We start from the raw sequence: 12,526 nt of genomic DNA, 5'->3' as shown, positions 1-12,526 counted from the left end.
TCAGCGAAAGGAGAGAGACCCATGAAGATCGAAGTTCTCGGCACCGGTTGCGCCAAATGCAAAACCCTCTATGAAAATGTGAAAAAGGCCGTGGAGATGAGCGGCAAAGAGGCGGAGGTGGTCAAGGTGGAGGAAATTGCCAAAATCATGAAATACGGGGTGATGAGCACCCCGGCCCTGGTGGTGGACGGCGTCGTCAAATTCTCCGGCAAAGTGCCGGCAGCGGATGAAATTCGGGGGATGCTGTGATGCGCATTATTGCCGCTCTCCTTTTTCTTTTTGCCGCCACCGCCGCCCGGGCGGAGCTTCCCTCGGCCAGTGACGCCGACATAAACAAGGCCCTCGCCTCAGGCAAACCGGCGGTCATCGACCTAGGGGCCAGGTACTGCATCCCCTGCAAGAAAATGGCGCCGATCCTGGAATCCCTGGCAGGGGAATACCGGGGCAAGGCAAGCGTCCTGTTCGTGGACGTCAATGCAAACCAGGCCGCGCCGAGGCGGTTCCGGGTGCAGATGATCCCGACCCAGATATTCTTCGACACCAGGGGCAAGGAAGTGAAGCGGCATATGGGCTTCATGGAAAAAGCCGATATCGTCAGGGAACTGAAGGCCCTGGGGACGCGATGAGCTTTCTCGACAATATCGAACTGATTGTCGCGACCCAACCGCTTCTGGCCTTCGGCGCGGTCTTTCTCGGGGGAGTCCTCTCATCGGCCTCCCCCTGCGTCCTTGCCACCATCCCACTGGTGGTGGGGTTCGTGGGGGGCTATGCGGAAGGGAGCCGGAAGAAGGCCTTTATCTACTCTCTTGCCTTCATCATCGGGCTGTCGATCACCTTCACCATGTTCGGCGCTGCGGCGGCGCTCCTGGGGACCATGTTCGGCACCGTGGGGGGGTGGTGGTACCTGGCCGTAGGGTGCGTAGCGGTAGCAATGGGACTCCAGATGCTGGGGTTTTACGAGCTGCGGCTGCCTGATCTGCCCCAATTCAAACCGAAACGGGGCGGCATAGTGGGCGCCCTTCTCCTGGGGCTCTTCTTCGGGGTCGCGTCATCCCCCTGCGCCACGCCGGTGCTTGTCGTGATCCTCTCTTTCGCCGCGCTGAAGGGAAACATCCTCTACGGCACCCTCCTGCTCTTCACCTACGCCCTCGGCCACTGCCTCCTCATGCTGGCAGCCGGCACCTTCACCGGCTTCGTGGAAGCCTTTGCCGCCTCGCGGGGGTTGGCCAACGCCTCCCTATGGGGAAAGCGGGTGAGCGGCCTCATCATCGCAGCAGTCGGAGCATGGTTCATCTGGCGGGCATTCTGAACAACAGCCAAGAAAAACTGCACTGGAAATCGGAGACCTGCCGCGCAAGTGACTGATGACCAGACCATTACGTCCTGCGGAACCGAGACAATGACTGCCAGGGTGGTGGAAGTACGTGCGTGATAGGGCAGGAAGTAATATACCCCCTCTCCCCAACCCTCTCCCACTGAGGGGAGAGGGAGTGAAAGGCTCTCCTGCCGAGGGAAGAGTCAGGGTTAAGCTCCCCTCCCTTTATGGGAGGGGCAGGGGGAATAAAGTCCCCTCTCCCCCCGTGGGAGAGGGTTAGGGAGAGGGGGGAGAATGTGTCCATAAACCTGACGGCAGCAGCCAAGGAACTCCGCCGCAACTCCACAGATGCGGAACGTCTCTTATGGAGCTATCTAAAAGCAAAGCGGCTCAACGGGCTAAAATTCCGGCGGCAGGAACAAATTGGCCGCTTCATTGCCGATTTTGTCTGCTATGAAAAAGGTGTTATCGTAGAGGCAGATGGTGGTCAGCATGCGCAGGAAAAGGAAAAAGACGCCGAACGGACCGACTGGCTCAATTCTCAAGGATTCACGGTACTTCGCTTCTGGAACCATGAAATCATGACCAATATCAATGGAGTGCTCGAAATAATAAGAACGCATTGCAGCTGACCATCTCCGTTTAACTTCTTGTCTCCCCCCTCTCCCCAACCCTCTCCCACTGAGGGGAGAGGGAGTGAAAGGCTCTCCTGCCGAGGGAAGAGTCAGGGTTAAGCTCCCCTCCCTTTATGGGAGGGGCAGGGGGGAGGGTGCAAACATTGTGAACAGATCGGAGTCATGAGATGACCACTGAAGAAATCACGAAACTTGCCGTCTTTGAAGGCCGGGAGATCAGGAAAACCATCCACAATGGCGAGTGGTGGTTCTCTATCATTGATGTTATCGAGGTTCTTACTGGCAGTGATCGCCCTCGTAAGTACTGGAGCGACCTGAAAAAGAAACTGCTTCAGGAAGGCTACGCTGAAGTGTCCGAAAAAATCGGACAGTTGAAAATGCTTGCTCCCGACGGAAAACAGCGGCTTACAGACTGCGCCAATACCGAGACAATTTTCCGCATCATCCAGTCCATCCCTTCCCCCAAGGCCGAGCCCTTCAAGCGCTGGCTCGCCAGGGTCGGACACGAACGTATCCAGGAGATCGAAAACCCCGAGCTGGCCCAGGAGCGGATGAAGCAGCTCTATGAGCAGAAGGGGTACCCCAAAGAGTGGATCGACAAGCGGCTGCGGGGCATCGCCGTCAGCACCAATCAGACATGCAAACTTCCAAGATCAAGGAGACCTATCAAACATGCTGTGCGACAAATTTCTTCGACTCCGGGAACTCTACCGCAAGGCGGCGCTGCTGGCCCTCATCACCATCATCTACAACATCGCCGAAGGGGGCGTTTCGGTCTGGTTCGGCGCGGCGGACGAAACCCTCTCCCTCTTCGGCTTCGGGCTCGATTCCTTCGTGGAGGTGATCTCGGGGGTGGGTATCTGGCACATGGTGCGCCGGCTCCAGCGGGGGGAGGAGGAAAAACGAGACGATTTCGAGCGCCGGGCGCTGCGGATTACCGGGGGGGCCTTTTACCTTCTGGCGGCGGGGCTCGTGGCGACGGCGGGGCTCAGCATCTACGGCGGGCACCATCCGGATACCACCGTCTGGGGGATTGTAGTGTCGCTGGTTTCCATCTCTTTCATGTGGCTCCTCATCCGGCAGAAAACCACGGTGGGAAAGGCCCTCAACTCGCCGGCAATCCTCGCCGACGCGGCTTGCAGCCGGGCTTGTCTGCTGCTTTCGGTGGCACTGCTGGCCGCCAGCGCCGGTTATGAGCTGACCGGCATCGGCTTCCTGGATTCACTGGGCTCCCTGGCCATTGCCTGGCTCTCCTTCAAGGAGGGACGCGAAGCCTTCGGGAAGGCCGACGGCATGGCGTGCTCCTGTTCCTGCTCCTGCGGCACCGCGGAGCACTAACAGCCTCGCCCCCCTACCCCAGCCGCCGGAAGGCCGATGCTTTCACGGCGGCAAACACCTCGCTCCCCACCGTCAAATCCAGTTCGCGGGCCGCTTCAGCGGCCACCTCGGCCACCAGGCGGCCGTTGCCGCAATCCAACTCCACCCCTGCCTTCCGCCCCGCTTCGAAGGTGCCGGCGACCGTACAGCGAAAGAGGTTCCGGGCACTGATCGCCTCGGGGTGCTTCTTGAAGAGAATCATATCCTTCGATGAGAGTTCGAAGAGGAGCTCTCCCTCCCCCGGCGACGCGGTGAGAAGCAGCCGGTTTCCCTCCCAGTTGTAGGAGGTGAGGTTCTGGTGCTCCCTGGGATCGGCAAGGCGCAGGATGTTTATGTACCCCACGGGGCTCGCCCCCATGCGGCTGCGTGCCAGTTCATCGGGCGTACTGTCCGCCACCTGGCGGCCGCGGCTGAAGACGATGACGCGGTCGGCCATGAGCCGCATCTCCACCAGGGAATGGGAGATGAAGAGATACGGAATGGCGAATGCCTCGCAGGCCCCCCGCAGGTAGGGGATAATCTGGAATCGGAGGGCATCGTCCAGGGCGGAGAGGGGCTCGTCCATGAGAAGAAGCCGGGGATTGGAGAGGAGCGCCCGGCCAAGGGCAACCCGTTGTTTCTCCCCGCCGGAGAGGTTGGTCACCCCTCGCTCCAGCAGATGGCCGATCTTCAGCACGTCGATGATGTCATCGAGCCCCACCTGCCGGTTCGCCACGGCGCACCGCTTCCAGCCGTAAAGGAGGTTCCCCCTGACCGAAAGGTGAGGGAAGAGGTGGGGGTTCTGGAATACCAGCGCAACCCGCCGCCGCTCGGGAGGCACGTTGATCCGCCGGGAGGAGTCGAAGAGGGGCTCGCCGTCCAGCAAAAGCTCGCCGGAATTGGGCCGATCGAGCCCTGCCAGCATGTTCACCAGGGTCGACTTGCCGCTCCCCGACTCGCCGAAAATGCCGATGCGACTCCCCTCAACGTCAAAGCCGGCCTCCAGGCGGAACGCGCCGAAGGATTTGGTCGCTTTCACCCGCAACTTCATCTCAATCGCTCCTCGACGCGCGGCGTGCCAGATATTCGTGGAAGAAGAGGACCAGCAGCGAGACCCCGGCGGAAACCAGGCAGAGGGCCAGAGCAGCGCTTTCTCCACCGGGGGCGCTTACATAGTCGTATACTGCGAGAGGTATCGTCTGGGTCACGCCGGGAATGTTGCCGGCAATGATAATGGTGGCGCCGAACTCGCCGAGGCTGCGGCCGAACATGAGTGACGAACCGGCGGCAATCCCCCTCAGTGAGAGGGGGAGGATAACGGTGGCCAGGGTGTCGCACCAGCGGGCACCAAGGGTGCGCGACGCCTGTATGAGGCGCGCGTCCACGGACTCCATGGCGATCCTGATGGAGCGGACCAGGAGCGGAAAGCCCACCACCGACGAGGCGATGACCGCCGCATACCAGGTGAAGATTATCCTCACCCCTGCCGCATCGAGAATCCCCCCGAGCCATCCTTCCCGGCCCAGGAGCAGGAGAAGCAGGTATCCGATCACCACCGGAGGGAGGGTAAGCGGCAGATTGAGAAACACTTCCACAAAGGTTTTGCCGCGGAAGGCATGAAAACTCATCACATAAGCGACGGCGACGCCGAATGGGAGCGAAACGATTGTCGCAGCCAGGGCAACTTTTGCGGAGAGCCTGATGGCATCTATGTCTGCGGGGGTAAAGGTTGGCATGGGAGCATCATTTCATTGCAAAGCCGAATTTTTCCAGTACCATCCTCGCCTCAGCCGAATGGAGGAAACGCAGGAACTTAACCGCATCCCGATTCCCCGCCCCGGTCACGGTAAGGGCCATGGGGTACGTAACCCGGTCGTGGAGCCCCGCCGGGACGGTGAAGAGTATTTTCGACCGTTTCCCCAGCAAAAGGGCATCGGTACGATACACTAAAGCGCCGTCCACCTCGCCCAGTTCGGCGTACTTCATCGCATCGCGAACATCCCTGGCCATGACGAGCTTACCCTCCAGCGCCTTTTCCAGTCCGGCCGCCCTGAATGATGCCATCGCATATTCGCCGGCCGGCACGCTCTTGGGACTGCCGATGGCTATCTTCCGGAGCTTCGGCAGGTCACGCATGCCGGAAACCGGCACTGCCGTGATCCCGGCAAAGACCAGCTCGTTATGGGCGAAGGTGTCGATGCTGGAGGGCTCCAGCAACTTTCGGCCCCTGAGATACTCTACCCATTCCGGATTTGCTGAAATAAAGATGTCAACGGGCGCCCCCTGTTCGATCTGCTTGGCCAGGGTGCCGGAGGCTCCGAAGTTTTTCCGGAAAGTGACGCCGGGCATTCTCCCTGAAAACCGGGCCGTCAACTCGTCGACCGCCTCCCTGAGGCTGGCCGCCGCCGACAGGGTCAACTCAGAGGGAAAGGCCGGCTGAACGTTTGAGAAAATACAGGTAAAGGCTATTGACAGGAAACCTATGATCCTCCGCACGATACTTCCTCCTTATGGATAGAATCGACCTTGGCACGAGCCCTGGAGAACCCTTTCCGGGCCGCCTCAGCCATTCTATCGCAAAGGTGATGCCGAAAATCGTACCGGCCCCTTCCCCCCGCAGGGGGAGCGCCTTCACGCCTCTGGGCAGCATATCGCGCAGAATTGCGGTTACCCCACCGACATAATCGATAGGCATAAAAAGAGGGGATTGCACATCCTTTGGGCACCGGCCCGTCGAACATGCCATCCCCTCGGGATGCGGTCCCGAATCACTTGACGCCGATGATCACGCTCGAAGCCTTAAAGAGAGCACAGGCATGCCCCCCCTTCACGATACCCAGCTTCTGCGCACTCTCGTTGGTAATGACGGCACTTATGGTATTGCCGCCACCGATCTCCACGTCCACCTCGGTACTGACCGGGCCTTCGATCACGTTCGCTACAACGCCGCACATGATGTTGCGGGCACTTATCCTGGCGTCATGGAGATCCGTGCCGATGATGACCGAACTCGCCTTGATGATGGCATAGGCCTCCATGCCGACTGCCAGTGCCAACCTGTCGACACTGGCATTAGTCACGACAGCGGTAACCGGTGTTCCCGCCTTCAGGTCGAGGGAGACTTCAGCATTCACCGCCCCCTTGGAAATGCCGCTGACTGTTCCGGAGAATACGTTTCGCGCACTGATTTTCATGACCTTTTTCCTCCATTTCGCTTGAAGATACCTAACCGAACCACCCCTTCTGAGTCAAAGGATAGCGCTGAAATCAGACAAGTAAAGGTTGCCACACATGGTTGCCTCCACCCGCGACTATTGATATACTTCCCCCGTTAACAGGCATCTCCATTCAATTTACCAGGGAGGAACCAATGAAACGAACAGCACTCTGCGCACTCACCATCGCCATGGCAACCGTCACCGGCTGCTCTCAGCCGATGACGCGAACCCAGACAGGAGCCGCCGTTGGCACGGGCGTAGGTGCAGCAATCGGCGCAGGCCTTGGCCAGGCCATTGGCCGCGATACCGAATCGACCCTCATCGGAGCGGCAGCAGGGGCATTGGCCGGCGGACTCACCGGCGGAGCCATCGGCAACTACATGGACAAGCAGGAAAATGCCATGCGGCAGGCGGTTGCGGCCGTGGACGGAGCCAGTGTCCAGCGCAACCAGAACACCCTCGCCGTCACCTTCAAATCGGACATCCTCTTCCCGGTCAATTCGGCCGTACTTCAGCCAGGCGCCAACGATGAAATCACGAGGGTAGCACAGGTACTCACCCAGTACCCCGCGACCAACATCACCATCGCCGGCCATACCGACAGCACCGGAAGCGATGCCTTGAATCAGGACCTGTCCGAGCGCCGCGCCAATGCCGTCAAGAGTGCTCTCGCCGCACGCGGAGTCGCCCCGACCCGCATGACCGCCATCGGTTTCGGAGAGAGCAAACCCATTGCCGACAACAGCACCGAAGCCGGACGGACCATAAACCGCCGGGTGGAGATCACCATCGTACCGCAACAGCAGCAATAACCTGCCGCTTCAACGCAGCCAGCACCGGCCCGCCCGACAGCGGGCCGGTTTTTCATTTTCAACAGGTCCTGGCACGGCAGGTCGTTACCGCCGCAACAACTCCTCCGCGGCAGGGATATCTTCCTCGGCGACATGAATCTGCTGGGGACCGATCCCCCCCTGGGGCTCCGGAAGCAGGAAGTACTCAATCCCCCCCTCCCTCAGAATCGCCTCCACACGGGCTTGGTCGTTCACATCCTTGGGATCGTAGAATTTCACCATGACGGCCCTCCTTGACCATGTAGTTCGGAAACAATTCTACCAGGAAAAAGGGAGCTACGTACCTGCCGGTGACAAAGACCCGGCGCTTGTGCTATGGTTACGGCACTGGAGCCGGTTCCGGCCGGTCAGCATCCGGCGGCAACGGCATTTAAACATTCAATATCAGGAATTTACGAAACAGAAATGTTTCAGGGACAACTACTCAAGGGAGGGATAAACCGATGATAACCCACATTGTATTTTTCAGATTTAACGACCCGACACCGGCGAACTTGAATGCGACAAAGGAAAAGCTGGAGAGCATGAGAGGAAAGATTCCGCAACTGCGCCACCTTGAGGTGGGGATCGACGTCGTCAGGTCCGAGCGCTCCTACGACCTGGCCCTCGTGACGAAGTTCGACTCCCTGGAAGATCTCCAGGCATACCAGGTGCATCCTTACCATGCCGGCGAGGTGATCCCCCACATGAAAGGCGTGGCGGCAGCCAGTGCTGCGGTCGATTACGAATCCATCTGAAAAAGCCCGGCATTGCCCGCAAAACTTCAACGCCCCGTTCCTCTGTGAGGGAACGGGGCGTTGTCATTCAAAGGCTTCTAGATCCAGCAACCGCCGCCTTCTATATCGCCGCTCTCGTCCTTCCCCTTGGGGGCAACCTTGTACTTCGCCTCGCGAACTGCCGTGCGGATTTTTCCGACCGCATCCTCGGTCACTTCGCCGAGCTTCTCCCGGACTTCGCGGCCCGGCTTGGGGGTGAGCAGGAGGGCGGCACCGGCCGCAAGGGCCGCGCCGGCGAAGAAAGCCATGATAGCAGCAGTTTCGGTGTTTTTGCTGTCTGACATACGGTGCGCTCCTTTAGTCTCTGGCGTTACGCCTGATGGTAATTCCTGTTTATCACATTATTGCTGACATTGGAACAGCAGGTTTAATTCCGCCATCCCGCGGGTATCACCTGAACGCCGGTAACGGCGTCACGATGCGCCACACCTCACTCCCCTCAACCGGTTCGTAGCGCCACTGCTGGAGGTCCTCAATGGTCTTGAGCCGGGCAGAGGGGAGGATGTAATAGTCGATTTCCGCCCGAACCGTCGCCGTCCCCTTTTCCCTATCGACTTCCGTCCCCTTTACCCGGTAGTCGGCCATGGAAACCCCCTCCGCTGCCCTGGCCCGCATGAGGCAGTCCTCTCTGATCGAAGGGGCGGCAAAGGTATCGCAGGCCTTTTCGTACTCATGCCACCGCACCATCTGACCATACTTCCGGGAACTGTCCTCAAAGCGCTGGGCCACCAGGTAAGGATTGCGGCAGCCGGCAAGGAGAACGGCCAGGAGAAGAAACGATGCAGCCCGTTGGATGTGCATGGGGTTACCTCCCGGGGCGGTGATGCGGATGAAGCTCAACGCCCTTTGATGTGCCGCACGAGCTCAACGGCGATTTCGAACCGGCCGAAGGGGGGAATGAGATAGAAACCGCCTACCCGGTCGCGGACCGAATCGATGAACTCCCGGGCGATGGCGAGCCCCTCCCGGACCCCCGCTTCCTTTTCCTTCCCCCGCATCCTCGCCCGAATCCCGTCAGGAATGACTATTCCCGGCACCTCGTTGTGCAGGAACTCGCAGTTGCGCTCACTCACCAGCGGCAGAATTCCCGGCAGAACCGGCACCCCCAGATGAGCCGTCCGCTCCAGCATCTCGTCCAGGCGCGCCAGGTCGTAGAGGGGCTGGGTCTGGACGAAACGCGCCCCGTTGGCCACCTTCTTGTTCAGGCGCTCCGCCTGCACCTCCATCCGCTGGCTGTTGGGATTGAAAGCGCAGCCGATGGTGAAGCCGGCCCCCCGGCCGAGGGGATTCCCCAGGGCGTTCACCCCGGCGTTCAGGTCGGCCAGGAGCTTGATGAGGGTAAAAGAGTTCAGATCGTAGACCGACGTGGCCCCGGCCTGTTCGCCAATCCGGGCGGGATCCCCGGTGATGGCGAGGATATTCCGTATGCCCAGGAGGCTCGCCCCCATGAGGTCCGACTGGAGCCCAAGAAGGTTACGGTCCCGGCAGGTGATGTGGACGATGGTCTCGATCCCCGCCTCTTGCTGGATGAGATGCCCCAGGGCAATGTTCCCCATGCGGATGCGGGCAAGGGGATTTTCGGCGATGTTGATGGCATCGGCACCGGCGGTCTTCAAGGTCTGGCTCCCCTCGATAATCTTCGCGCAGTCGAAACCCTTGGGGGGATCCAGCTCCACGGTGACCACCGGTTCCTTCCCCCACTTCGCCAGAAAGCCTTCCGCCCCGGCAACCGCCTCGCGCCGCTCCTCCACGGGCGTCGCAGCCGCCACCACGCTGCGGGCCACGGGAACCATCCCCGCAAGCCGCTCCGCCAGGCTGCGAATATGGTCCGGCGTCGTGCCGCAACACCCCCCCACCAGCACCGCGCCATTGGCCACCATCTCGGCGGCCCGTTCGGCAAAGTAGTCAGGGGTGGTGCGGTAGACGTGGCGTCCGTTCACATACTCGGGGAACCCGCTGTTGGGGTATGCCGCGATGGGAAGCGCCGTGGCGCCGGCCATGCGGCGGATGGTGCCGAGCACCTCCAGGGGGCCCGCGCCGCAGTTGGCCCCCACGACGCTTGCCCCGGCATTGGTCAGCGCCAGCGCTGCCCGCTCCACGTCGGCCCCGCCGGCCAGGCGGCCGTTCTCCAGGAACGCCATGTTCGCCACCACCGGAAGCCCCGTCTCCCGGGCCGCCGCCAGGGCGCAGAGAATCTGCCCCAGGTCGGTAAAGGTTTCGAGGATGAGGAGATCAACCCCTCCGTCGGCCAGGGCCAGCACCTGCCGCCGGTAGATCTCGGCCGTCTCGGCCGGGGAGAGCTCCCGCTCATCCCCCTTCACCCGGACCAGGGGGCCCACGGAGCCGGACACAAAGGCGTTGGCGCCTTCAGCAGCCTCCCGGGCAAGCCGTGCCCCCCGCAGGTTGATCTCCCGCTCCCGCTTTTCCAGGCCGATGGCCGCAAGCTTCGTCCAGTTGGCGCCGAAGGTGTTGGTCTCGATGACCCGGGCTCCGGCGGCCAGGTACTCCCGGTGGAGCTCCAGGACCAGCTCCGGCCGCACCAGATTCAGGTGCTCCACGTTGGCGTCGAGGGATACCCCCTTGGCGTAGAGCATGGTGCCGATGGCACCGTCGCCGATGAGGATTTCGTTCTTCAGGGATTCGAGAAAATTCATAGACTAGATCTTCCCCAGCACCTTCAAAAGGTGCGGCACCATCTGCTTCTTGCGGGACATGACCCCCTTGAGCTCGTAAAGATGGGGCTCCACCTGGGGGTAGCCCATAATATGGGCAAGCTCATTCTTCCCTTCCACCAGGAAGAGGGTCGTTTCGCTGTAAATGTCAGTGACCATGAGGCCGGCCATGGCAAGCCGGTCAACCTCTTTCACACTCTTCAGGGTTTCGCGAAGGGTCTCCTTCAACTCGTGGAACTCGTCGAACCCCACCACCTCCACCTGCCCCACGCCGAAGAGGATATCCCCGGCGGTGAAGTGCTTGAAGTCGGAGCGGACCGCCTTCTCCAGAGTGGCATGGGCGGAGAAGCCGCCGCAAGCGGAGAAGATGTCCTTGCCGAAGGCCACGTGATCGAGGCCGGCGCGCTCTTCGAGCCAATGCACCATCTCCCGGTCGCGGCGGGTGGTGGTGGGAGATTTGAGGATCACCGTGTCCGAGAGAATCCCGGCCAGCAGGAGCGCCGCGATCTTCTGTTCCGGCTCTATCCCCCCCTCCCGGTAGAGGGAGGCGACCACGGTGCAGGTGCTCCCCACCGGGGCGGCCATGAAGGTGATCGGCTGATTGGTGGGGGGATTTCCCAGCTTGTGGTGGTCGATAACCTCCAGGATTTCCACCGTTTCGGCACCGGGAACCGACTGCCCCAACTCGTTGTGGTCCACGAGGATGAGGGCGTAGGGAATCGGTGACAGCAGCGACGATTTGGTGGCAACTCCGGCAATGGTGCCGTCTTCCTCCACGGCGATCACGGCGGGCTCGCCGGAGTGGAGGAGCTTGAGGCGCAGATGGTCCAGGGGCTCGGCCACCCCGATTTTCTCGAATTTTCCATCCACGAAATGGGACAGCGGCGTGGAGAGCCGGGCCAGGCCGGCAGCAGTGGCAGTGTCGTGGGGAGTGGAGATGACCGTTACGCCCCGCTCCTGTGCCCGTTCACGCAATCCATCGGCCAAGGGGAACCCGCCGGTCACCACCAGGAGCCGCACCCCCCGCTCGATGGCCGCCTGCTGGATCGTGCGGCGGTCTCCCGTCATAATCAGGAGCGAGGACGGGTCATAACCCTCAATGCGGCTCGAAAACGACTCCTCCAGCATGGCGCCGATGAACAGGTGCAGGTGCTCCTCCCCATCGGAAGGGGTGCCGGTGAGAAATGTGCCGTCAAGGCAGGCCGCCAGGGTGCTGAGCGACGCATCGACTCCCCGCTTGCGACCCGTATCGACCAGCAGATACTTCTCTGAAAGTTTGAGGAGCGACACGAGCCCCAGCGGCGCACCCGCATCATCGACAACCGGCAGCACCCGGATGCCGTGGGTATGGAACATGCCGAGGGCGTCGCGCAGGGGGGTGACGGCCGAAGCCGTCACCGGCTGGCGGTTGAGGACGTGGCAGACCTTCGGGTGGACGTCGGCGAGGTAGACCGGCGGCTCCACCCCCAGGCGGTCTAGGATGTAGCGGGTCTGGGGATTCGGTTCCCCGGCCATGGCGGCCGTGACGCTCTTCTGCCCCTGGCGGTTTTTCAGGGCCGCATAGCCCAGCGCCGAAGCGACGGAATCGGTATCGGGGTTGCGGTGCCCAACCACGTAAATCTGCTTATCCATTGATTCTCCTGCTTTTTATGCCCGGCGAGGCAAATTGTGTGCTATAAGAGCGTGCTTCACTCAACCACGCG

The 12,526-nt window shown here is 61.2% G+C and carries 16 protein-coding genes and 1 pseudogene; 8 read left to right on the top strand and 9 right to left on the bottom strand.

Annotated elements, in window-relative coordinates; genetic code table 11:
- Positions 1 to 21 precede the first annotated feature (21 nt).
- The 6 genes and pseudogenes from JZM60_RS08225 to JZM60_RS08200 all read left to right on the top strand — a co-directional run bounded on the left by JZM60_RS08225 (position 22) and on the right by JZM60_RS08200 (position 3,288).
- On the top strand, positions 22 to 249 hold the full coding sequence (locus tag JZM60_RS08225) for a thioredoxin family protein (protein WP_207165282.1): 228 nt from the start codon (positions 22 to 24) through the stop codon (positions 247 to 249).
- Positions 249 to 626 carry a thioredoxin family protein gene (locus JZM60_RS08220; protein ID WP_207165280.1) on the top strand — a complete coding sequence of 126 codons (378 nt, stop codon included), beginning with the start codon at positions 249 to 251 and terminating at the stop codon, positions 624 to 626. Before JZM60_RS08225 ends, JZM60_RS08220 begins: the two co-directional genes overlap by 1 nt.
- On the top strand, positions 623 to 1,309 hold the full coding sequence (locus tag JZM60_RS08215; protein WP_207165277.1) for a cytochrome c biogenesis CcdA family protein: 687 nt from the start codon (positions 623 to 625) through the stop codon (positions 1,307 to 1,309). Before JZM60_RS08220 ends, JZM60_RS08215 begins: the two co-directional genes overlap by 4 nt.
- Positions 1,310 to 1,611: 302 nt before the next feature.
- A complete protein-coding gene (locus tag JZM60_RS08210; protein ID WP_207165275.1) occupies positions 1,612 to 1,947 on the top strand; it encodes an endonuclease domain-containing protein in 336 nt (111 codons plus the stop codon).
- A 170-nt stretch (positions 1,948 to 2,117) separates the two neighbouring features.
- Positions 2,118 to 2,384 (top strand): annotated as a pseudogene (locus tag JZM60_RS16760) (BRO-N domain-containing protein); the annotation flags it as partial.
- Between the two features lie 238 nt (positions 2,385 to 2,622).
- Positions 2,623 to 3,288, top strand: coding sequence for a cation efflux transmembrane domain-containing protein (locus JZM60_RS08200; protein WP_207165273.1), 666 nt, complete (start codon positions 2,623 to 2,625; stop codon positions 3,286 to 3,288).
- Positions 3,289 to 3,301: 13 nt separating this feature from the next.
- Here JZM60_RS08200 and modC read toward each other — a convergent pair whose 3' ends face one another.
- From modC to JZM60_RS08180, 4 genes are all read right to left on the bottom strand, one after another.
- Positions 3,302 to 4,357 (bottom strand): molybdenum ABC transporter ATP-binding protein, encoded by a 1,056-nt coding sequence (gene modC / locus JZM60_RS08195; RefSeq protein WP_207165271.1) that lies wholly within the window; start codon positions 4,355 to 4,357, stop codon positions 3,302 to 3,304.
- A gap of 1 nt (position 4,358) precedes the next feature.
- Complete coding sequence (modB, locus tag JZM60_RS08190; RefSeq protein WP_207165269.1) at positions 4,359 to 5,042, bottom strand: molybdate ABC transporter permease subunit; 684 nt, start codon at positions 5,040 to 5,042, stop codon at positions 4,359 to 4,361.
- Positions 5,043 to 5,049: 7 nt separating this feature from the next.
- Positions 5,050 to 5,802, bottom strand: coding sequence for a molybdate ABC transporter substrate-binding protein (gene modA / locus JZM60_RS08185; RefSeq protein ID WP_207165268.1), 753 nt, complete (start codon positions 5,800 to 5,802; stop codon positions 5,050 to 5,052).
- A 272-nt stretch (positions 5,803 to 6,074) separates the two neighbouring features.
- Positions 6,075 to 6,500, bottom strand: coding sequence for a TOBE domain-containing protein (locus tag JZM60_RS08180; RefSeq protein WP_207165267.1), 426 nt, complete (start codon positions 6,498 to 6,500; stop codon positions 6,075 to 6,077).
- Positions 6,501 to 6,676: 176 nt separating this feature from the next.
- Here JZM60_RS08180 and JZM60_RS08175 point away from each other — a divergent pair, with 176 nt between their 5' ends.
- On the top strand, positions 6,677 to 7,336 hold the full coding sequence (locus JZM60_RS08175) for a YiaD family glycine zipper/OmpA-like lipoprotein (protein ID WP_207165266.1): 660 nt from the start codon (positions 6,677 to 6,679) through the stop codon (positions 7,334 to 7,336).
- Between the two features lie 84 nt (positions 7,337 to 7,420).
- Here JZM60_RS08175 and JZM60_RS08170 read toward each other — a convergent pair whose 3' ends face one another.
- The gene (locus JZM60_RS08170) at positions 7,421 to 7,597 is read right to left on the bottom strand and encodes a putative signal transducing protein (RefSeq protein ID WP_207165264.1); all 177 of its coding nucleotides are present in this window, start codon (positions 7,595 to 7,597) and stop codon (positions 7,421 to 7,423) included.
- Positions 7,598 to 7,818: 221 nt separating this feature from the next.
- Between JZM60_RS08170 and JZM60_RS08165 the strand changes: the two genes are divergently transcribed.
- Entirely contained in the window at positions 7,819 to 8,112 is a 294-nt protein-coding gene (locus JZM60_RS08165) for a Dabb family protein (RefSeq protein WP_207165263.1), read from the top strand.
- Between the two features lie 77 nt (positions 8,113 to 8,189).
- Here JZM60_RS08165 and JZM60_RS08160 read toward each other — a convergent pair whose 3' ends face one another.
- The 4 genes from JZM60_RS08160 to JZM60_RS08145 all read right to left on the bottom strand — a co-directional run bounded on the left by JZM60_RS08160 (position 8,190) and on the right by JZM60_RS08145 (position 12,455).
- Positions 8,190 to 8,435 (bottom strand): YtxH domain-containing protein, encoded by a 246-nt coding sequence (locus JZM60_RS08160; protein WP_207165261.1) that lies wholly within the window; start codon positions 8,433 to 8,435, stop codon positions 8,190 to 8,192.
- A 106-nt stretch (positions 8,436 to 8,541) separates the two neighbouring features.
- Positions 8,542 to 8,952, bottom strand: a complete 411-nt coding sequence (locus tag JZM60_RS08155; RefSeq protein ID WP_207165260.1) for a hypothetical protein — start codon at positions 8,950 to 8,952, stop codon at positions 8,542 to 8,544.
- 35 nt (positions 8,953 to 8,987) lie between these two features.
- Positions 8,988 to 10,805 (bottom strand): bifunctional homocysteine S-methyltransferase/methylenetetrahydrofolate reductase, encoded by a 1,818-nt coding sequence (locus JZM60_RS08150; protein ID WP_207165258.1) that lies wholly within the window; start codon positions 10,803 to 10,805, stop codon positions 8,988 to 8,990.
- A 3-nt stretch (positions 10,806 to 10,808) separates the two neighbouring features.
- The gene (locus JZM60_RS08145; RefSeq protein ID WP_207165255.1) at positions 10,809 to 12,455 is read right to left on the bottom strand and encodes a putative manganese-dependent inorganic diphosphatase; all 1,647 of its coding nucleotides are present in this window, start codon (positions 12,453 to 12,455) and stop codon (positions 10,809 to 10,811) included.
- Positions 12,456 to 12,526: the final 71 nt, after the last annotated feature.

Source organism: Geobacter benzoatilyticus (genome assembly GCF_017338855.1).
Lineage (GTDB): Bacteria > Desulfobacterota > Desulfuromonadia > Geobacterales > Geobacteraceae > Geobacter > Geobacter benzoatilyticus.
This window is presented reverse-complemented; position numbering and strand designations above follow the sequence as displayed.